General features: G+C 59.8%; 17 protein-coding genes and 1 pseudogene. 11 read left to right on the forward strand and 7 right to left on the reverse strand.

All coding sequences use genetic code 11. The features are described 5' to 3' along the window. Window positions 1-44 precede the first annotated feature (44 nt). The gene (locus OZ428_RS27085) at window positions 45-2081 is read left to right on the forward strand and encodes a sensor histidine kinase (RefSeq protein WP_269131877.1); all 2037 of its coding nucleotides are present in this window, start codon (window positions 45-47) and stop codon (window positions 2079-2081) included. 2 nt (window positions 2082-2083) lie between these two features. Beyond that, window positions 2084-2662: a cob(I)yrinic acid a,c-diamide adenosyltransferase gene (locus OZ428_RS27090; protein WP_269131878.1), complete on the forward strand. Its 579-nt coding sequence runs from the start codon at window positions 2084-2086 to the stop codon at window positions 2660-2662. Window positions 2663-2787: 125 nt separating this feature from the next. Here the strand turns inward: OZ428_RS27090 and OZ428_RS27095 are convergent, their stop codons facing one another. The 3 genes from OZ428_RS27095 to secA all read right to left on the reverse strand — a co-directional run bounded on the left by OZ428_RS27095 (window position 2788) and on the right by secA (window position 7823). Continuing rightward, window positions 2788-3732 (reverse strand): Nudix family hydrolase, encoded by a 945-nt coding sequence (locus OZ428_RS27095; protein ID WP_177073967.1) that lies wholly within the window; start codon window positions 3730-3732, stop codon window positions 2788-2790. A gap of 13 nt (window positions 3733-3745) precedes the next feature. Further along, window positions 3746-4963 carry a bifunctional glutamate N-acetyltransferase/amino-acid acetyltransferase ArgJ gene (gene argJ / locus OZ428_RS27100; RefSeq protein WP_269131879.1) on the reverse strand — a complete coding sequence of 406 codons (1218 nt, stop codon included), beginning with the start codon at window positions 4961-4963 and terminating at the stop codon, window positions 3746-3748. A gap of 124 nt (window positions 4964-5087) precedes the next feature. Then, window positions 5088-7823, reverse strand: coding sequence for a preprotein translocase subunit SecA (gene secA / locus OZ428_RS27105; protein ID WP_038845958.1), 2736 nt, complete (start codon window positions 7821-7823; stop codon window positions 5088-5090). A 305-nt stretch (window positions 7824-8128) separates the two neighbouring features. On the opposite strand from secA, the gene OZ428_RS27110 reads away from it, so the two are divergent. After that, window positions 8129-8584 (forward strand): DUF721 domain-containing protein, encoded by a 456-nt coding sequence (locus tag OZ428_RS27110; RefSeq protein WP_269131880.1) that lies wholly within the window; start codon window positions 8129-8131, stop codon window positions 8582-8584. Between the two features lie 4 nt (window positions 8585-8588). Here the strand turns inward: OZ428_RS27110 and OZ428_RS27115 are convergent, their stop codons facing one another. Further along, window positions 8589-10067 (reverse strand): helicase HerA-like domain-containing protein, encoded by a 1479-nt coding sequence (locus OZ428_RS27115; protein ID WP_269131882.1) that lies wholly within the window; start codon window positions 10065-10067, stop codon window positions 8589-8591. A 203-nt stretch (window positions 10068-10270) separates the two neighbouring features. On the opposite strand from OZ428_RS27115, the pseudogene OZ428_RS34775 reads away from it, so the two are divergent. Both OZ428_RS34775 and OZ428_RS34780 read left to right on the forward strand, forming a co-directional pair. After that, a pseudogene (locus OZ428_RS34775) lies at window positions 10271-11302 on the forward strand (HAMP domain-containing protein); the annotation flags it as partial. A 93-nt stretch (window positions 11303-11395) separates the two neighbouring features. Then, window positions 11396-12160 (forward strand): methyl-accepting chemotaxis protein, encoded by a 765-nt coding sequence (locus tag OZ428_RS34780; protein ID WP_370590840.1) that lies wholly within the window; start codon window positions 11396-11398, stop codon window positions 12158-12160. Here the strand turns inward: OZ428_RS34780 and OZ428_RS27125 are convergent, their stop codons facing one another. Together OZ428_RS27125 and purU are read right to left on the reverse strand one after the other, a co-directional pair. Beyond that, window positions 12161-12331, reverse strand: a complete 171-nt coding sequence (locus tag OZ428_RS27125; protein WP_177004758.1) for a hypothetical protein — start codon at window positions 12329-12331, stop codon at window positions 12161-12163. A gap of 86 nt (window positions 12332-12417) precedes the next feature. After that, window positions 12418-13266, reverse strand: a complete 849-nt coding sequence (gene purU / locus OZ428_RS27130; RefSeq protein ID WP_010208067.1) for a formyltetrahydrofolate deformylase — start codon at window positions 13264-13266, stop codon at window positions 12418-12420. Between the two features lie 350 nt (window positions 13267-13616). Here purU and mvaT point away from each other — a divergent pair, with 350 nt between their 5' ends. Further along, the gene (gene mvaT, locus OZ428_RS27135; RefSeq protein WP_016970296.1) at window positions 13617-13991 is read left to right on the forward strand and encodes a histone-like nucleoid-structuring protein MvaT; all 375 of its coding nucleotides are present in this window, start codon (window positions 13617-13619) and stop codon (window positions 13989-13991) included. Window positions 13992-14080: 89 nt separating this feature from the next. Here the strand turns inward: mvaT and sbcB are convergent, their stop codons facing one another. Beyond that, window positions 14081-15508 (reverse strand): exodeoxyribonuclease I, encoded by a 1428-nt coding sequence (sbcB, locus tag OZ428_RS27140; RefSeq protein WP_269131885.1) that lies wholly within the window; start codon window positions 15506-15508, stop codon window positions 14081-14083. 167 nt (window positions 15509-15675) lie between these two features. Between sbcB and OZ428_RS27145 the strand changes: the two genes are divergently transcribed. The 5 genes from OZ428_RS27145 to OZ428_RS27165 are packed head-to-tail and all read left to right on the forward strand — an operon-like array spanning window position 15676 to window position 21019. After that, window positions 15676-16368 carry an RDD family protein gene (locus OZ428_RS27145; protein WP_269131886.1) on the forward strand — a complete coding sequence of 231 codons (693 nt, stop codon included), beginning with the start codon at window positions 15676-15678 and terminating at the stop codon, window positions 16366-16368. Next, complete coding sequence (locus OZ428_RS27150) at window positions 16365-17345, forward strand: stage II sporulation protein M (RefSeq protein WP_269131887.1); 981 nt, start codon at window positions 16365-16367, stop codon at window positions 17343-17345. The genes OZ428_RS27145 and OZ428_RS27150 overlap by 4 nt, the downstream gene beginning before the upstream one ends. Beyond that, on the forward strand, window positions 17332-18861 hold the full coding sequence (locus OZ428_RS27155) for a DUF4129 domain-containing protein (protein WP_269131888.1): 1530 nt from the start codon (window positions 17332-17334) through the stop codon (window positions 18859-18861). The genes OZ428_RS27150 and OZ428_RS27155 overlap by 14 nt, the downstream gene beginning before the upstream one ends. Then, entirely contained in the window at window positions 18858-20027 is a 1170-nt protein-coding gene (locus tag OZ428_RS27160) for a DUF4350 domain-containing protein (protein ID WP_269131889.1), read from the forward strand. The genes OZ428_RS27155 and OZ428_RS27160 overlap by 4 nt, the downstream gene beginning before the upstream one ends. After that, window positions 20024-21019 carry an AAA family ATPase gene (locus tag OZ428_RS27165; RefSeq protein WP_269131890.1) on the forward strand — a complete coding sequence of 332 codons (996 nt, stop codon included), beginning with the start codon at window positions 20024-20026 and terminating at the stop codon, window positions 21017-21019. The genes OZ428_RS27160 and OZ428_RS27165 overlap by 4 nt, the downstream gene beginning before the upstream one ends. Window positions 21020-21026 lie beyond the last annotated feature (7 nt).

The following is a 21026-nucleotide window of genomic DNA, read 5'->3' on the forward strand; positions in this document are numbered from 1 at the left end:
CACGCGCTACCCTGCCCGCCTGTCTATCACCTGGGAAAACCCTGATGCCGCTGCGCCAGCGTCTTGAAAACCTACCGGTCGGGCAGAAACTGCTCGCCGCCCTGCTGGTGCTGTTGACCACCGTGTTACTGGTGGCCAACCTGACCTTTATCAGCGCCGCCTACTGGATTTCCCAGGAAAGCATGGCACCCCAGGCCTTGCAGGCCATCGGCCGCCTGGTGTCCAACCCCGCACTCGCCGCCGAAGCCCTCGAATCGCCGGCCAAGGCTGACGCGCTGCTCAACGAACTGACCAGCTATTCGCCGTTGCGCGCCGCCGCCCTGTACGACGGCGAAGGCAACCGCCTGGCGCAGATGCAACACGGCGACCGCTTGCACCTGCCGGACAACTATCGGCATATCGAAGCCTGGCGCGTGACCGAATTTCGCAGCAACCAAGTCATCACCCTGCCCCGCGCCGGCCAGCCGTCCGGGCATCTGCTGCTGGTGGCCAGTAGCGAGCTGCCAGTGGCGTTCTATACCGGCACGTTGACGGCCAGCCTGGGCATCCTGATTTTCAGCGTGCTGTTGTGGCTGATCATCGCCCGCCAGATCAAACGCCTGATCACTCGGCCGATTCACGAACTGGAAGAACTCTCCCGCCAGGTCACCCGCGAGGAGAACTACGCCCTGCGCGCCGGCCGCGGTAACCACGACGAAATTGGCAGCCTGGCCGAGGCCTTCAACACCATGCTGTCGCGCATCGAAGCCCGTGAGCAACAGCTCAAGCGTGCGCGGGACGACTCTCAGGCGGCGTATGACCAGGCTCAGGGTCTGGCGGAAGAAACTCGCCACACCAACCGCAAACTGGAACTGGAAGTGCAGGTTCGCAGCAAGATCGAGAAGAAACTCACCGGCTTCCAGAATTACCTGAACAGCATCATCGACTCCATGCCCTCGGCGCTGATCGCCCTGGATGAACAGCTCTACGTCACCCAATGGAACCAGGAGGCCAGCGCCCTCTCCGGCACACGCCTGGACGAAGCCCTGAACCAGCCGATCTACCTGGCGTTCCAGCCGCTCAAACCTTACCTGCCGCAGATCCGGGCGGCGGTGGAGCAACACACCGTGGAGCGCATCGAGCGTGTCACCTGGTTCAAGGACGACGAAGCCAAGCACTACGCGCTGACCTTCTATCCGCTGATGGGCGGGGCCGGGCGTGGCGTGGTGATCCGGATCGATGACATCACGCAGCGCCTGTCCCTGGAAGAAATGATGGTGCAGTCGGAGAAAATGCTCTCCGTGGGTGGCTTGGCCGCCGGCATGGCCCATGAGATCAACAACCCGCTGGGGGCGATCCTGCACAACGTGCAGAACATCCGTCGCCGCCTGTCCCCCGAATTGCCCAAGAACCTGGAGCATGCGGAGCAGGCAGGCATCGAGCTGGAAACAGTCAACCGCTACCTGCAAAGTCGCGAAGTGCCGCAATTGCTTGATGGCATCCAACAGGCTGGGGCGCGGGCGGCAAAGATCGTCACCCACATGCTCAGTTTCAGCCGTCGTAGCAACCGACAGATGGCCCCCTGCGATTTGCCGGCGCTGATCGACCAAGCCGTGGAAATCGCTGGCAATGACTTCGACCTGGCCATCGGCTTCGACTTCAAGGGCCAGGCCATCATCCGCCAGTTCGACCCTCAACTCGGCCCGGTGCCCGGTACCGCCAACGAACTGGAACAAGTACTGCTCAACCTGCTGAAAAACGCCGCCCAGGCCATCCATCTGCGTGAAGACGACAGCGAGCCGGGGCGCATCATCCTGCGCACGCGCCTCAACCCGCCGTGGGCGGAGATCCAAGTGGAAGACAACGGCATCGGCATGAGCGAGAACGTGCGCAAACGCACCTTCGAGCCGTTCTTCACCACCAAGGAAATCGGCCAGGGCACCGGCCTTGGGTTGTCGGTGTCGTATTTCATCATCACCAACAACCACAAGGGCCAGATGGAAGTGCATTCCACCCTGGGCCAAGGCACCTGCTTCACCCTGCGCCTGCCGTTGGCCGGCAGCCAACTGCCCCCTTATGAATTGAACCAACTGGAGCACTGACCATGGGCTTTCGCCTGTCGAAGATCTACACCCGCACCGGCGACAAGGGCGAAACCGGCCTGGGCGACGGCCGCCGCGTGCCCAAGGACCACCCACGGGTGGAGGCGATTGGTGAGGTGGATACGCTGAACAGCCAGCTGGGTTTGTTGCTGGCCAGCCTGGAAGAACAGAGTGGCAAGCATCCGGAGTTGAAGGATGTAATCGAGGTGCTAACGCCTTGCCAGCATCGTTTGTTCGACCTGGGCGGTGAACTGGCGATGCCGGTGTACAAAGCCTTGAACGCTGCCGAAGTGGATCGGCTGGAAGCCGCGATTGACCGCTGGAATGAGGAACTGGGGCCGCTGGAGAACTTCATCCTGCCGGGTGGCTCGGCATTGATCGCCCAAGCCCATGTGTGCCGCAGCCTGGCGCGCAGTGCGGAGCGGCGGTGTCAGCAGTTGAATGCGGTGGAACCGTTGGAGGGGGTGGGGTTGGCGTACATCAATCGGTTGTCGGACTTGCTGTTCGTGGCGGCGCGGGTGATTGCTCGGCGCCAAGGTGTTGCGGAGGTGTTGTGGCAGGCGGCGGCCAAGCCCCACTGAGTTTTCAGTGCCTGATCTGACGCCTTCGCGAGCAAGCCCGCTCCCACATTCGACCGTATTCCAAAGGTGGAACTCGATCGAATGTGGGAGCGGGCTTGCTCGCGAAGAGGCCCGTCACAACACCATCAAACCTCAGGCCAAAATGCCCGAATCCCCGCCACACCCTGAGCCCCAACTTCCCAAGCCTGCTCTCGCTCGGCAGGCCCAACCCCGCCCAGCAGAAACACCGGTTTGCTGAACCCACGGATCAACTCTGCCGCCTGCTCCCATCCCAATGGCTGGGCATCAGGGTGAGTCTGGGTCGGCTGTACCGGCGACAGCGTGACGAAATCCACGTCCATCATTTCCGCCAGTGCCAGCTCTTCTGCGTTGTGGCAAGAGGCCGCCAGCCAACGATCTTTAGGAAGCGGTCGACCTTTGCTCGCGTATTTACGCAGTTGTGCCGAGGTCATGTGCCAACCGGCCGAAGGAAAATCCCCCAGCCACTCGAACGGCCCCTTGAGCATCAGTTGTGCCTTACCCGCGCACAGCCCCACCGCATCCACCGCGAGGTCACGGTATTTGGGGTCGTAGCCGTTGGGCGCACGCAGTTGCACCAACTTGATACCGCCAGCAATGGCTTTCTGAATACCCCGCAGTAACATCGGGGTTTCCAGTTCACCAGGGGTGATCAGGTATTCAGCCGGCAAACGCGCCGCCGCCACAATCGGCGCATTGGCCGCCGGGAACTCGTAGTTGATCAGGTCCCGAGGAGCGACCCATTCCAACGGTTGCCCTTCAACACCATGAGGCTCGCCGGTAAACGCCGAAACCTCCCAGACATCCAGCAACACCTGTTTGTCCGGGTAATCATGCTGCACCTTGATCAGCGGCCGCGCGGTGGTGACCTGTATACCCAGCTCTTCCTGCAATTCGCGGGACAGCGCGCTGGCGACCGATTCATCGGCCTCCACCTTGCCGCCTGGAAACTCCCAGAGGCCGCCCTGATGCTGGGTATCGGCGCGGCGCGCCAACAGGATCCTGCCGTCGACACCGCGGATCACCGCGGCTGCTACATGCACTCGTTTCACCGCGCGTTTCCTCTTAAGTACGGTATTCCGCGTTGATCTTCACGTATTCGTGGGACAGGTCGGTGGTCCAGATGGTTTCGCTGCACGCGCCGCGACCCAACTCGATGCGGATGGTGATTTCTTCCTGCTGCATCACCGCCGAGCCCTGGGCTTCGGTGTAGGTCTCGGCGCGGGCGCCACGGCTGGCGATGCACACGTCGCCGAGGAACACATCGATCTTGCTCACGTCCAGGTCCGGCACACCGGCACGACCCACTGCCGCCAGGATACGGCCCCAATTAGGATCGGAGGCGAACAAGGCCGTCTTGATCAGCGGCGAATGCGCCACGGTGTAGCCCACGTCCAGGCACTCCTGGTGATTGCCGCCGCCGTTGACTTCAACGGTCACGAACTTGGTGGCGCCCTCGCCGTCACGCACGATGGCCTGGGCCACTTCCATGCACACGTCAAACACGGCTTGCTTCAATGCCGCGAACAACGGGCCGCTGGCCTCGGTGATTTCCGGCAGGTCGGCCTGGCCGGTGGCGATCAGCATGCAGCAGTCGTTGGTCGAGGTGTCGCCATCGATGGTGATGCGGTTGAACGACTTGTTGGCGCCGTCGAGGATCAGGCTGTGCAGCACGTCGCGGGAGACTTTGGCGTCGGTGGCGATGTAGCCGAGCATGGTGGCCATGTTCGGGCGGATCATGCCCGCGCCCTTGCTGATACCGGTCACGGTGACGGTCACGCCATCGTGCACGAATTGGCGGCTGGCGCCTTTGGGCAGGGTGTCGGTGGTCATGATGCCGGTTGCTGCCGCGGCCCAGTTATCCACCGACAGGTCGTCCAGCGCAGCTTGCAGCGCGCCTTCGATTTTTTCTACCGGCAATGGCTCACCGATCACGCCGGTGGAATACGGCAGCACTTGGCTGGCGTCCACGCCGGTCAGCTGGGCCAACTTGGCGCAGGTGCGCGCGGCGGCCACCAGGCCTGGCTCGCCGGTACCTGCGTTGGCATTGCCGGTGTTGGTCAGCAGGTAACGGATCGTGCCGGCAACGCGTTGCTTGGCCAGGATCACCGGCGCGGCGCAGAACGCGTTGAGGGTGAACACACCGGCGACGGTCGAGCCTTCGGCACAGCGCATCACCACCACATCCTTGCGCCCAGGGCGCTTGATGCCGGCCGAAGCGATACCGAGTTCAAAACCGGCAACCGGGTGCAATGTGGGCAAAGGACCAAGACCAACAGCCATGAATGCGCTCCTTAAAAATCAGATGATGTCTGTGCCGTCGTAAGCGACGGCGAAATTAATGGCAAAACGCCGCGACGGCAGAGGCCGGTCGCGGCGCGGGGTGTTGCAGCGTCAGGCAAAAATCTTATTCGATCTGGCCGTGGCAGTGTTTGAACTTCTTGCCCGAACCGCAGTAGCACAGCTCGTTGCGGCCCAGCTTCTGGTCATTGCGAACCGGGGTTTGAGCCAGGGCCACGTCGACCTCTTCGCCCAATACCTCAGGCGCTTCCAGGCCCGGTGCTTCGTCATGCTGGAACTGCATGCGCGCAGCCAGAGCCTCGGCTTCCTGACGCAGGCGGGCTTCTTCCTCGATCGGGTCTTCGCGACGCACCTGAACGTGGGACAGCACGCGGATCGAATCGCGCTTGATCGAATCCAGCAGTTCGGAGAACAGCGTGAACGACTCGCGCTTGTACTCCTGCTTCGGGTTCTTCTGCGCGTAGCCACGCAGGTGAATACCGTGACGCAGGTGGTCCATGGTCGACAGGTGGTCTTTCCACAGGTCGTCCAGCACGCGCAGTACGATTTGCTTCTCGAAGGTGCGCAGTGCTTCGGCACTCGCCTGCTCTTCTTTCTCGTTGTACGCGGCCAGCAGCTCGGTCATCAGCTTCTCGCGCAGCGTTTCTTCGTACAGGTGATCGTCTTCGTCCAACCACTGCTGAACCGGCAAGTCCACACCGAAGTCGCTTTTTAAAGCGGCTTCCAGACCGGCAACATCCCACTGCTCTGGCAGGGACTGTGGCGGGATGTGTGCGCTGACGGTAGCGTTAAGTACATCCTGACGGAAATCAGCGATGGTCTCGCCAATGTTGTCGGCGGCCAGCAACGTGTTACGCATGTGATAGATCACTTTACGCTGTTCGTTGTTGACGTCATCGAACTCGAGCAGTTGCTTACGGATATCGAAGTTGCGGCCCTCGACCTTGCGCTGGGCCTTCTCGATGGCGTTGGTCACCATGCGGTGTTCAATCGCTTCACCGGACTGCATCCCTAAGGCCTTCATGAAGTTCTTCACACGGTCCGAAGCGAAGATGCGCATCAGGCTGTCTTCCAGGGACAGGTAGAAGCGGCTGGAACCGGCGTCACCCTGGCGACCGGCACGACCACGCAGTTGGTTGTCGATACGGCGCGATTCGTGACGCTCGGAAGCGATCACCTGCAGGCCACCGGATTCCAGCACGGCCTGGTGGCGTTTCTGCCAATCGGCCTTGATCTGGGCGATCTGCTCAGGGCTCGGGTTTTCCAGTGCCGCGACTTCCACTTCCCAGTTACCGCCCAACAGGATGTCGGTACCACGACCGGCCATGTTGGTGGCGATGGTCAGTGCGCCTGGGCGACCGGCCTGGGCAATGATCTCGGCTTCTTTTTCGTGGAACTTGGCGTTGAGAACCTTGTGCTCGATGCCTTCCTTATTGAGCAGGTTCGATACGTGCTCGGAAGTCTCGATGGTGGCGGTACCCACCAGGATCGGGCGACCCTGGGCCATGCCGTCCTTGATGTCGTTGATGATGGCCGCGTATTTCTCTTCGGCGGTCAGGAACACCAGGTCGTTGAAGTCTTTACGCGCCAACGGTTTGTTCGGCGGAATGACCATTACGGCCAGGCTGTAGATCTGGTGGAATTCGAACGCTTCGGTGTCGGCCGTACCGGTCATGCCGGACAGTTTGTTGTACAGACGGAAGTAGTTCTGGAAGGTGGTGGACGCCAACGTCTGGCTTTCAGCCTGGATGTTGAGGTGTTCCTTGGCTTCGATGGCCTGGTGCAGGCCTTCGGACAGACGACGACCCGGCATGGTGCGGCCGGTGTGTTCGTCAACCAGCACGACCTGGCCGTCCTGCACGATGTATTCGACGTTGCGATGGAACAGCTTGTGGGCGCGCAGGCCGGCATACACATGGGTCAACAGGCCCAGGTTGTGTGCCGAGTACAGGCTTTCACCCTCGGCCAGCTCGCCGATCTGGGTCAGCATTTCTTCGACGAACTGGTGACCGGCTTCGTTGAGTTCGACCTGGCGGGTCTTCTCGTCGATGCTGAAGTGACCTTCTTTGGTCACCACGCCTTCCACTTCCTCGATGTGCTGCTCCAGGCGCGGAATCAACTTGTTGATTTCGGTGTACAGGCGCGAGCTGTCTTCGGCCTGGCCGGAGATGATCAGCGGGGTACGGGCTTCGTCGATGAGGATGGAGTCGACTTCGTCGATCACGGCAAAGTTGAGTTCGCGCTGGAATTTTTCATCCATGCTGAACGCCATATTGTCGCGCAGGTAGTCGAAACCGAATTCGTTGTTGGTGCCGTAGGTAATGTCGCAAGCGTAGGCAGCGCGCTTCTCTTCCGGCGGCTGGAACGGCGTAACCACGCCGACGGTCAGGCCGAGGAATTCATACAGCGGGCGCATCCAGTTGGCGTCCCGGCGGGCCAGGTAGTCGTTCACCGTCACAACGTGCACGCCCTTGCCGGACAGTGCGTTGAGGTAAACGCCCAGGGTTGCCACCAGGGTCTTGCCTTCACCGGTACGCATTTCGGCAATCATGCCTTCATGCAAGGTCATGCCCCCGATCAACTGGACGTCGAAGTGGCGCATGCCCATGACACGCTTACCGGCTTCACGGGCGACCGCAAAGGCTTCGGGCAGCAGCTTGTCGAGGGTTTCACCTTTAGCTATGCGGGCCTTGAACTCTTGGGTCTTGGCGCGCAATTGCTCGTCCGAAAGGGCAACCATCTGCTCTTCGAAGGCATTGACCAGCTGCACCGTCTTGAGCATGCGTTTGACTTCGCGCTCATTCTTGCTTCCAAAAAGTTTCTTTAACAAAGGCGCAAACATATCGGCAGGTTCTTCCACACATAGGGATGGAGGGCGCACCGTGAGTGGCCCGAGCAGCCCTCACGGCCGCATGCGAACGCGCATTCTACCCGGATTCGTGGGTGAGGAAAGTGGCGTTGTTCCCCGATGCTGGCATGGTGCTGTGAGAGGGCTTGTTTAAAATAAGGGCTTTTGCCGGAACTTCAACCCATGGAGCGAAGAAGTTACCAATTGATTTCATGAACAAAACCCACAGAATGCATTGCCTGGGGCCGTACAGGCGGGTTCTGCTAAGATGGCGGCTCTGTTACTTAAGGTGTCCAATAATGGCGTTTCGCCCCTTATCAGCCCGCGCTCCCACCGTGTTGCTTCGCGATGCCAAGCCGCTGAAAGCCATCTTTGGCCATGCGCAACGCCTGGGCCGCCTGCAACGACTGCTCGAAACCCAGTTGCAACCGGCCGCACGCGAACATTGCCGCGTGGCGTCCTGGCGTGAAGGCAACCTGCTGCTGATTGTCACAGATGGCCACTGGGCGACACGCTTGCGCTATCAGCAAAAACGCCTGCAGCGCCAATTGATGGCCTTTGATGAATTCGCTGGCTTGACGCGCATCCAGTTCAAGGTGCAACCGCCCACCACCCAACCTGGCGTGGCGGAACACATTCATGATTTGTCGACCCATGCGGCCGAAGCCATCCAGGCAACGGCCGACGGGATCAGCAACCCAGGCTTGCGCGCGGCGCTTGAACGCCTGGCGGCCCACGCCAAAGCCAAGCCCTGAATCGCTACTTGCGCTTGCTGCCGCCCAACAACGACCCCAACAAACCACGGACCAATTGCCGCCCCATTTGATTGGCGGCTTGCTGCATCGCGGACTTCAGCGCCTTGCCTGCGGTTGTGCCAAGAAACGCCCCGGCCCTGTCGGTGAAGCTGGGCTCCTCGGCGGCCGGCTTGGCCTCTTCGGTTGGCCCAAGCTCTTTGCGTGCCATCAGCACTTCATAAGCGGACTCCCGATCAATCGGCTTGTCATACCGGCCCTGCAACGGTGAACTGGCCACCAATGCAGCGCGTTCGGCCTCGCTGAGCGGCCCGATCCGCGACTGCGGCGGTGCAACCAATACACGCTGGACGACTTCCGGCGTGCCTTTTTCCTGCAGCGTGCCCACCAACGCCTCGCCCGTGCCCAACTCGGTCAATACCGAAAGGGCATCAAAGGCCGGGTTCGGCCGAAAACCGTCGGCTACGGCCCGTAGGGATTTCTGCTCTTTCGTCGTGAACGCCCGCAGGCCATGCTGGATGCGCAGGCCGAGTTGCGCCAGCACGCTGTCCGGCAGGTCGCCTGGCGACTGGGTGACAAAATACACGCCAACGCCTTTTGAACGGATCAGCCGCACCACTTGCTCCAGTCGCTCCTGCAACGCCTTGGGCGTGTCGGCGAACAGCAAGTGCGCCTCATCAAAGAACAGTGCGAGTAACGGCTTGTCGGCATCACCGCGCTCGGGCAGTTGCTCGAACAACTCCGCCAGCAGCCACAGCAGGAAGGTCGCGTACACCTTCGGCGCTTCGTGAACCAGACGGCTCGCGTCCAGCAGATGGATGCGACCAAGCCCGTCACCCGTGGGCTGCAGGATATCTTCCAACTGCAGGGCCGGCTCGCCGAACAAAGCTTCGGCGCCCTGCTGCTCCAGCACCGCCAGGCGTCGCAACAACGCCTGGCTGGAGCCGGTGGTCATCAGCGCCGCGTCTTCGCCCAACAGTTCGGGGTGGTAGCGCAGATGATTGAGGAGCGCCTTGAGGTCCTTGAGGTCCAGCAACAACAAGCCTTCGCGGTCTGCGACCTTGAACGCCGCGTAAAGCGCCGATTGTTGGCTGTCGGTGAGTTCCAACAGGCTACCGAGCAGCAATGGGCCCATTTCGCTGATCGTAGTGCGCAACGGATGACCGGATTGCCCGTGGATATCCCACAGCGTGACCGGATAAGCCTTGGCCGTGTAATTGAGGAACGGCATGCCGGCGATGCGCTCGGCCACCTTGCCCTGCGGGTTCGCCGCAGCGCCCAGGCCGCACAAGTCACCCTTGATATCCGCCGCAAACACCGCCACGCCGGCATCACTGAAGGCTTCGGCCAGGCGTTGCAGCGTAACGGTCTTGCCCGTGCCGGTGGCACCGGCGATCAACCCGTGACGGTTGGCCAGGCGCATGGCCTGGGCGATGGGCTGGCCGTCGAGGCCGGCGCCGATGAGCAGTTGCGTGGAGTCAGGCATTTCGTCACCCATGGTTAATCTTTATTGCGGCCAGGTCGATACAGAGAAGTGTGAGACCCACAAAGTCTAAAAATAGGTCAGATAGTTCCCACAGGGACCACCGGAACCATCACAAGAAGTATCACACCTTTTTTGACGCTGCCATTTGCGCCTCCCATAAGGACGCGCTTCGGATATTAAGACCTTAGCGGACCCTACAAGCCATGAATAAAAATCTGCGCTTCAGCCACAAAATCCTGCTTGCAGCCTCCCTTATCGTCATTGCCGCATTCGCGCTGTTTACCCTCTACAACGACTACCTGCAACGCAACGCGATACGCGACGATCTCAACAACTACCTGCATGAAATGGGCGATGTCACCGCCAGCAACATTCAAACCTGGCTTAACGGGCGTATAGCCCTGGTGGAAAACGCCGCGCAAAACATCGCCATCAACCCCGAGCCTTCGGTTGTTGCCAGCCTGCTGGAACAGAAAACTCTGACGTCCTCCTTCATGGCGACCTACGTCGGTGACAGCAAGGGCGCCTTCACCATCCGCCCCGACACCAAGATGCCGGTCGGTTTCGACCCGCGTGTTCGCCCCTGGTACAAGGGCGCCCAGAGCAGCAACGGTTCAACCCTGACCGAGCCCTATATCGATGCGGCCACCGGCAAGTTGATCATTTCCGTTGCCACTCCCAGCAACCAAGGCACCCAAAGCATCGGCGTGGTCGGCGGTGACCTGAGCCTGCAAACCCTGGTGGATAACATCGGCGCGCTGAATTTTGGCGGCATGGGCTATGCGTTCCTGGTCAGCGCCGACGGCAAGGTACTGGTACACCCGGACAAAAACCTGGTGATGAAGACCCTGGCCGACGCGTATCCGAAAAATACGCCGAAGATCAGCGCAGACTTCAGCGAGGTCGAGGCCAACGGCAAAGACAACATCGTGACCTTCACTCCGATCAAGGGCCTGCCCTCGGTAAACTGGTACCTCGGTATTTCAGTCGATAAAGAAAAATCCTTCGCCATGCTCAGCGAATTCCGCACCTCAGCGGTCATTGCCACGCTCATTGCGGTGGTGATCATCATCGCCCTGCTCGGCATGCTGATCCGTATCCTGTTGCAACCACTGCACGTGATGACCCGCGCCATGCAGGACATCGCCGATGGCGAGGGCGACCTGACCCGCCGCCTGACCATCCAGAACCACGATGAATTCGGCACGCTGGGTAACGCCTTCAACCGCTTCGTGGAGCGCATTCATACGTCGATCCGCGAAGTGTCTTCGGCAACCGAACAGGTAAATGAAGTGGCACTGCGGGTGGTCAGCGCCTCCAACTCGTCGATGGTCAATTCCGATGAGCAGGCCAACCGCACCAACAGCGTCGCCGCCGCCATCAATGAACTGGGCGCTGCGGCCCAGGAAATCGCGCGCAATGCAGCGCAGGCCTCCCATCAGGCCAGCGATGCACGGCATCTGGCTGAGGATGGCCAGCAAGTGGTGGAACGCAACATCAAGGCGATGAACCAGTTGTCGTCGATGATCAGCGCCTCCAGCAGCAACATCGAAGCGCTCAATAGCAAGACGGTGAACATCGGCCAGATTCTCGAAGTGATCACCAGTATTTCCCAGCAAACCAACCTGCTGGCACTGAACGCCGCCATCGAAGCAGCCCGTGCCGGGGAAGCCGGGCGTGGGTTTGCAGTGGTCGCGGATGAAGTGCGCAACCTGGCGCATCGCACTCAGGAATCGGCGCAACAGGTGCAGAAGATGATTGAAGAACTGCAAGTCGGCGCGCGAGACTCGGTCAGCACCATGGGTGAAAGTCAGCGCCACAGTCTTGAAAGTGTCGATATCGCCAACCTGGCCGGCGAACGCCTGAACAGCGTGACCCAACGCATCGGCGAAATTGATGGCATGAACCAGTCCGTCGCCACCGCCACAGAGGAACAGACCTCGGTAGTGGAGTCGATCAACATGGACATTACCGAGATCAACACCCTCAACCAGGAAGGTGTGGAAAACCTGCAATCCACGTTGCGTGCTTGTGCCGACCTGGAACAACAGGCTGCACGGTTGAAACAATTGGTTGGCAGTTTCCGGATCTGATCAGGCGTCCTTGGTCTCGGACTTGGCCTGCTCCTGCTCCCACAATTCGGCGGCGCCGGGAAACTCGGTGCCGTCCTCGCTGCTCAGGTCGTCCGGGTCGTATCGACTCAAACAGCCCTCCCCTAATGTGGCGGGGGCTTTTGAAGTGGCTTTGTCCAGCGGATCACTCATGATTCAATCCTCGGCAGCGTACAAAGAAAAAGGGCCTGGATCGATTTAACGCCCAGGCCCTTCATTCTTCAATCACAACAGGTCGATCAGAACACGACCGTTTTGTTGCCATGTACCAGCACGCGGTCTTCCAAGTGGTAACGCAGGCCACGGGCCAGCACCATCTTCTCGACGTCACGGCCGAAACGCACCATGTCTTCAATGCTGTCGCTGTGGCTGACACGCACCACGTCCTGCTCGATGATCGGGCCGGCGTCCAGTTCTTCGGTGACGTAGTGGCAAGTAGCGCCGATCAACTTCACACCCCGCAGGGACGCCTGGTGGTACGGCTTGGCGCCGACGAACGACGGCAGGAAGCTGTGGTGAATGTTGATCACCTTGCCAGCGTATTCGCGGCAGAGTTCCGGTGGCAGGATCTGCATGTAGCGCGCCAGCACCACCACGTCGGCTTCGTGTTGCTTGACCAGACGCGAGACCTCGGCGAACGCCGGCTCTTTGTCCTGCGGATTGACCGGCACGTGGTAGTACGGGATGCCATGCCACTCGACCATGCTGCGCAGGTCATCATGGTTGGAAATCACACACGCGATCTCGCAGTCCAGCTCATCGCTGTGCCAGCGATGCAGCAAGTCGGCCAGGCAGTGGGATTCACGGCTGGCCATCAACACCACGCGTTTTTTCTGCTCAGTGTCGGTGATATGCCAGGTCATCGAAAACTCTTCGGCGATGGGCGCAAACGCGTCGCGGAAGGCATCAAGACCAAAAGGCAGCGAATCGGCACGAATTTCGTGACGCATGAAGAACCAACCGCTGAGATTGTCCGAGTGATGACTCGCCTCGGTGATCCAACCGTTGTGGGAGGCCAGAAAGTTACTGACCTTGGCAACGATGCCAACCCGGTCCGGGCAAGCAATCACCAGCCGAAAAGTGCGCATTAGGGGGAAACTCCAGAACTTCGCAAAGGCCGCCATTCTAGCGATTGCGCAGGAAAACTGCAGTATTCGTTGACGCTTATTCTGATCGCTGGCCGACGGCTTGCCCCTTAATAGCCTATGGTTTTACCACCTTCATATGAATCTACTCCCTCAACCTACAGCTGTTCCCCGTATTTCAACGAGATTATCTTAAGGTCTACGCCCTAGTAATTAACTCGAATGCATAGCAACGCTACAAACATTCAAAGTAATTCACATAAATGCGAGCTTAAATGTTTACTTGGGCAAACTGCCTGACTATTATTGGGCTACTCTCCCTGTCAATCAGCGCTCTACATAAGGTAGTCCACATGTCTCTGATCAACGAATACCGTGCCACCGAAGAAGCTATCAAAGAGCTGCAAGCCCGTTTGAAAAACCTGTCCCAAGACGACAAACTGCAAACCGAGCTGGAATTCGAAGGCAAACTGCGCGCCCTGATGGGTGAGTACTCCAAATCCCTGCGTGACATCATCGCGCTGCTGGATCCAGAATCGAAAGTTAAAGCACCGCGTGGCGCTGTGAAAACTACCGGCACCAAGCGTGCTCGCAAAGTCAAACAGTACAAAAACCCACACAACGGCGAAGTGATTGAAACCAAAGGTGGCAACCACAAAACCCTGAAAGAGTGGAAAGCCAAGTGGGGCGGTGACGTGGTTGAAGGCTGGGCAACCCTGCTGGGTTAAGCCTCGCCAGGCCTGCGCCTGATACGCGATACATTAAAAACGCCAGCTTGCTGGCGTTTTTTATTGCCTGTGTATTGTATGAGAGCCGACTACAGATTCACCTTATGGGCCAGCGCGTCGGCATATTCCTGCCACTGCTCAAGCACCTGCGCCTGAAAAGGCGCCGCACTAACGGCAAATTCCTGTTTGGCCTGCTTAAATGCTGCAAGGGTATTTGGCGCGCCCCACTCCGGGTCTGACAAACGTTGCTGACAGAAAAGCTGCCAGCGTTGTTGCTCCTCACTGTTCAAGGTATCGGGGAAGTTACGCGCTCGGTAGCGAAACAGTAATTCAGGTAAACGATGATCATCAAAAGGCCATTGCTGGCGAGCTAATTGCGCAGGCTCGGCCATCCGGACTTGTTCACATAAGCGCCGATCACGATCTCCGATAAAGCCATCGTAAAGCTGTTGCTCCGGGTCTGAACTCGGCACGAAATCTTCCTCGGCATAAATGGCCGCCAATTTATCGCGCCAAAGTTCCTGTGCGTCAGTTAGCCGCAGGGCGCGCGCCTGAAAAAGATCCATGTCCAAGTGCAGACGCTCACGATCTTCTGCCCGAAGCACATTCAAGGGAGCAACCACAGGGCAGCGATTGATGTGCACCAACTTGAGCGGCACCGGCAACTCGCCCTCGGCAAGATCGTCACGACGGGTATAGAGACGCTGACGCAAGGTATCGGCATCCAGGTCCAACAACCCTTGGGGATCGAGCCCAAGGTCGCAGACGATCAGTGCATTGCGATTGCGCGGGTGCCACGCCAATGGCAATACCACGCCCAGGTAATGACGCTCGGCGGAAAAACGCCCTGAGATATGCACCATGGGTTGCAGCAATCGCACCTGGTCCATCACCGCCTGCTTGCTGCGCAGTTGAAACAGCCACTTATACAGCTTGGGCTGTTTCTCACGAACCAATCGGGCCAGGGCAATCGTGGCTCGCACGTCGGACAGAGCATCGTGCGCCTGGCCATGATCGATACCGTTGGCTTCGGTCAGGCGCTCCAGCTTGAGCGTGACGCGCCCATCCTGTTGCGGCCATGCAATACCCTCCGGGCGCAGGGCGTAGGCGGTGCGGATCACGTCGATGAGATCCCAACGACTGTTGCCGCCCTGCCACTCACGTGCGTAAGGGTCGAAAAAGTTGCGGTACAGGCTGTAGCGCGTCATTTCATCGTCAAAGCGCAAGGTGTTGTACCCGGCGCCACACGTACCCGGAGCCGCCAGCTCGGCATGCACCCGAGTCATGAAATCGGCCTCTGCCAGACCTTTTTCCGCGAGGATTGCTGGGGTGATACCGGTAATGGCGCAGGCGACGGGATGGGGCAGGATATCGTCGCTGGGCTGGCAATAAAGATTGACCGGCTCGCCTATCTCATTGAGTTCGTGGTCCGTTCGAATGCCCGCTACCTGGAGCGGGCGATCACTGCGCGGATTGATGCCGGTGGTTTCATAGTCGTACCAGAAAATGGAGGTCACGGGCTATTCCTGTACTGAAGATCGACAAAGTCTAGGCGCTGGACCGCGTCCGCGACCAGCACCAAATCAACTGTACAAACATCCAGCAAAACCTTGAATGGTTGCTTCCATCGCCGACACTGCTAGCATCCGTGTCTCCCAGCCATTCTGCACTGCCAAGGATCGCGATGCCGTCAGCCCCATTGGATACCCGCTACCAGATCGAAACCCCGGAGGGCATCGACCTGCCGCTGCGCCCCGCTGGCCTGATGCCACGTGCGCTGGCCTTTGCCTTCGACCTGGGGTTGCGCGGGGTGGTGATGGGCGTTCTGCTGGTGCCATTGGCCTTGCTTGGCAATGTCGGCATCGGCCTGGGCTCGCTGCTGCTGTTCCTGATCAGTTGGTGGTACATGGTGCTGTTCGAGGTGCTCAACCAGGGTCGTTCGCCCGGCAAGCAAGTCATGGGATTGCGTGTGGTACACGATGACGGCACCCCGGTCGGCTGGTCCGCGTCACTGATCCGTAATCTACTGCGGTTTGTCGACATGCTGCCCTTCGGTTACTTCCTGGGCGCGATCAGTTGCCTGCAGCATCCTCATTTCAAGCGCCTGGGCGACCTGGCCGCCGGTACATTGGTGATCTACCGGGAACAACCGCTCATGCGCCCCAAGATTCCTCAAGCTCCCGCCCTACGCTTGCCCTTCGCCCTGGAGCTGAGTGAACAGCGGGCCATCCTTGGCTTTGCGGAACGCCAGGGTGAGCTTTCCACGGAACGCGTTCACGAGTTGGCGTCGATTCTCGCTACCCCGTTGCAAGTGTCCCCAGCCCGCGCCGTGGAACAACTCAACGGCGTGGCCCGTGGCCTGTTGGGGCCAACATGAAGCAGAGTCTTTTCGAAAGCCGTCACCAGCCTCAATGGCAGGCCTTTGCCCAACACCTGCAACAGTTGGAACAAGGCAAGGTTAAAACCAGTGACATGGCCGATTTCCCCCATCAGTACCGACACCTGTGCCAGCACCTGGCCCTGGCCCAGGAACGCGGCTATAGCAGCTATTTAGTAGACCCCTTGCAACAACTGGCCTTGCGCGGCCATCAACAACTCTACCGCCATCGCAGCCAATTGACGGCAAATGTGCTGAGTTTCGTACTTGCCGATTTTCCCCGGTTGGTGCGGGAACAGTGGCGTTTCGTGCTGGTAGCGAGCCTGCTGTTCTTTGGCAGCCTGGTGGGTATCGCGTTGCTGGTCTACCTGTTTCCCGACCTGATCTACAGCATCGTCAGTCCCCTGCAGGTTGCCGAGATGCAGGGCATGTATGACCCTGATGCCAGCCGCCTGGGCCGCGCCGCTGAGCGTGCCTCGAGCGAAGACTGGATGATGTTCGGCTACTACGTGATGCACAACATCGGTATTGCGTTCCAGACCTTTGCTGCCGGATTACTGTTCGGGCTGGGCAGCGTGTTCTTCCTGATTTTCAACGGCCTGGTCATCGGTGCGGTCTCCGGGCATCTGACCGAAATCGGCTACGGGCAGACCTTCTGGTCATTCGTGATCGGGCATGGGGCCTTCGAGCTGACGGCCATCGCCCTCGCCGGTGCCGCGGGTTTGCAACTGGGCTGGGCGCTGATCGCTCCCGGGCAGTTGACCCGCGGCGAATCACTGCGGCTGGCGGCGCGCAAGAGCGTGCAAATGTTATGCGGCGTCATGCTCTTCCTGTTGATCGCAGCCTTCATTGAGGCGTACTGGTCATCCACCACCCTGATAGCTCCCTGGGTCAAATATCTGGTTGGCGCGGCACTGTGGCTGCTGGTAGTCGCTTACTTGAGCCTTGCCGGAAGGACTCGCCATGCGCCTCAGTGATGCCAGCGTGGTAATCCGCCCACGTACTGCCTGGGAGGCGATGGATCTTGGCGTATTGATGGCCCGTGAGCATCGCTTGTTGTTGATGGGCAGTTGGGCGTTGGTGACGCTGCCAGTGTTCGCCGTGCTCACGGCACTGCTGTGGAAGTACCCGTCCACCGCAATGTTCCTGTTCTGGTGGCTCAAGCCGGCCTTTGATCGTCTCCCCCTGTATATCTTGTCCAAGGCCCTGTTTGGCGAAACACCCAGCATCAAGCAGGCCGTTCGTCAGTGGCCGCGCCTGCTCAAGGGTCAACTGTTGGCCAGCCTGACCTGGCGCCGGTTCAGTCTGAGCCGCAGCTTTGTGATGCCGGTCAGCCAGCTCGAAGGCCTGGATGGGCCCGCACGCCAAAAACGACTGGGTGTACTGCAGCAACGTAATGCCGGGGCCGCACGCTGGTTGACCACCATTGGGGTGCACCTGGAGATCGGCTTGTGGTTCGGTTGCATGGCGCTCTTCTACCTGTTCATTCCCCAATACGTCGAGATGGATTGGGATTGGCAGCGCCTGGTACTGGCGACAAGCTCGGAAGGGTTATGGCTGGAACATTTGGGCAACGCCTTCTACGCCTTGATCCTGGTGTTTTGGGAACCCATCTATGTAGCCTGCGGTTTCAGCCTCTACCTCAACCGCCGCACCGTATTGGAGGCCTGGGACCTGGAGTTGGTCTTCCGTCGCCTCCGTCAACGCCTGAGCAATGTGGCGCCGCTGCTATTGCTGATGATCGGGCTGACGCTGCTGCCATTCAGCGCGCCCGTCATGGCAGAAGCGTCCAGCCCCTCAAAACCACTGAGCACCCAGAGCGCAAGCCAATCTGTCCAGTCCCTACTGGACAAGCCTCCCTTCAAGAACCCGGAAACCGTCACGCGCTATCGCTTTGGCGAAGAAAAGTCGTCGGTTAAAAGCAAAGCTCACAGCGACGGCAAGCTTCCAGACTGGCTGAAGGCGCTGTTGGATAACTTCAACAGCAATACTTTCAAGTCGATCGCCCTGGGCTTGGAGGTGCTGTTGTGGGGGCTTCTGATCGGCGCCCTGTTCCTGCTGGCGTGGCGTTATCGTGAGTGGTTGCGCACTTTTGTCAGTCGGCGCGGGCCTCGCACGATCAAGGTTGGCGGCCCCGTTCCCACGCAACTGTTCGGCCTTGAACTGGACACGCAGACGTTGCCCGACGATGTGGCCAGTGCCGCCGAGCATTTGTGGGCCACCCATCCTAGGGAAGCCCTTGGCCTACTGTATCGAGGCCTGCTCAGTCGGCTGTTGCATGATTTCAATGTGCCGCTGAAAAGCGCTGATACCGAAGGCCAGGTCCTGGAGCGGGTTCAACGGTTGCAACAACCGCAGCTCCTGGCTTTCAGCGATGAGTTGACCCAACACTGGCAGAACCTTGCCTACGGTCATCACCTGCCTCCCCCCTCAGCCCAGCAAAAACTGTGCAGTGATTGGCGCACCCTGTTCAACCCGGGGAGCAACCAATGAACCGGCCGTTACTGTGGGTCGGGCTATTGTTGGCATGCGTGTTTGGAGCCGGTGCCTTCTATGCGTGGACCAAGGCAATTCCCTACGACGAGGTGGTGGATCGTGGCCCTTCTCCAGAAGCCTTGGCCAACCCCTACTTGGCAGCCGAACACTTTCTACGCCAACAAGGCGTGACCGTTGAGCACGCCAACAGCCTGGAGCGGCTGACTACCCTACCGGGCAAGGGCAACAGCCTGTTGCTGCTCGGCGAACGCAGCAACATGTCACCCCGCCAGATAGAGCAACTGCTGAGCTGGGCCAAATCCGGTGGTCATCTGTTGCTGGTGGCCGAGGCGTTGTGGGATGAGGAGACCGGCAAAAGTGGCGACCTGCTGCTCGATCGCTTGCATATCCACCAAACCTTGAGTGACGAACCTGAGGAACCTGCGCCTTCCAGTAAAAAGCCCCTTAAAAACAAAAGCCAGGACCTCACCAAACTCTACGTCGACAATGAAACCGCCTCGGCGTACTTCAGTTTCGACACGGATTTCAATCTCACCGACCCTAGGCACCAGGCCCAATTTTCCGCCAACAGCTCAAGGTCGAGCCACCTGATGCAACTCGACCTCGGGGAAGGCAGCGTCACAGTGATCACCGACAGTGACCTGTGGAAAACTCCGAACATCGGCAAGCACGACAATGCCTGGCTACTGTGGTACCTGAATCAGGGCACGGCCGTGACCCTGTTGTTCAACAGCGACTTCGACGACCTGTTCACGTTACTGATGCGGTATTTTCCTCAGGCCCTGATCGCACTGATTTCGCTGATCGCCCTGGCACTGTGGCGGGCCGGTATGCGTCAAGGCCCGACTCGATCTCCAACCTCCAATGCTCGCCGCCAATTGCAGGAACACCTTAAAGCCAGCGCCGACTTCCTGCTGCGCCGCAGCGGCCAGGGCACGCTGCTGCATGCTTTGCAGCGCGATATCCTGCGCGCGGCCCGGCACCGTCACCCCGGTTTTGAACACCTCGACAGTGCAGCACAGTGCCGGGTGCTTGAACACCTGACGCGCCAACCCCTTCATGTCATCAGCCAGGCCCTTGACCCACTCCCGCAGAAACGGCTTTCCAGTGCCGATTTCAGCCGGCAGGTGGCGTGCCTGCAAACCCTCAGGAATGCCCTATGAGCGAACTTTCAAGCGCCACTGCCTTGCCGAGCGAAACCTTGCAACGTGCCAGCAGGCAAGCCCAGGACCTGCGTACTGAATTGCGCAAGGCGGTGATTGGCCAGGATCCGGTGATCGACGATGTCCTGACCGCGCTGATCGCCGGCGGCCATGTGCTGCTCGAAGGCGTGCCGGGGCTTGGGAAAACCCTACTGGTGCGTGCCTTGGCACGTTGCTTTGAGGGGGATTTCGCGCGCATTCAATTCACCCCGGACCTGATGCCCAGCGATGTCACCGGCCACGCCGTGTATGACCTGCACACTGAACAGTTCAAGTTGCGCAAAGGGCCGGTGTTCACCCATTTGTTGCTGGCCGACGAAATCAACCGTGCGCCGGCCAAGACCCAGGCAGCCTTGCTCGAAGCCATGCAGGAGCGGCAAGTCACCCTCGAAGGCGAGGCGTTGCCCATCGGTCAACCGTTCATGGTGCTGGCGACCCAGAACCCTATTGAACAGGAAGGTACTTACCCGCTGCCGGAAGCGGAGCTGGATCGCTTCATGCTCAAGGTGCGCATGGATTACCCCGATGCGCAGCAAGAACTGGACATGGTGCGTGAAGTCACGCGCTCGTCTCGCGCCGACATGCTGGATGTACATCCCTTGCGCACCGTGCTGCAGGCCGAAGACGTGCTGCAGCTTCAACAGATAGCCAGTGAACTGGCACTCGACGAACAAGTGCTCGACTATGCCGTACGGCTGGCGCGCGCCACCCGTAGCTGGCCAGGGCTGGCCATCGGTGCCGGCCCACGCGCTTCCATCGACCTGGTACGTGGCGCACGTGCCCGCGCCCTGTTGCGCGGTGGTGAGTTCGTCACCCCGGACGATATCAAGGGTTGCGCGCTGGCAGTGCTGCGCCATCGGGTACGCATCGCGCCAGAGCTGGATATCGACGGGCTGGAGGTCGACCAGGTGCTCAAGCAACTGCTCGACCAGATCCCGGCACCTCGGCAATGAATCGCCC

The sequence above is a fragment of the Pseudomonas sp. GXZC genome (assembly GCF_026967615.1).
Classification (GTDB): Bacteria; Pseudomonadota; Gammaproteobacteria; order Pseudomonadales; family Pseudomonadaceae; genus Aquipseudomonas; species Aquipseudomonas azotoformans_A.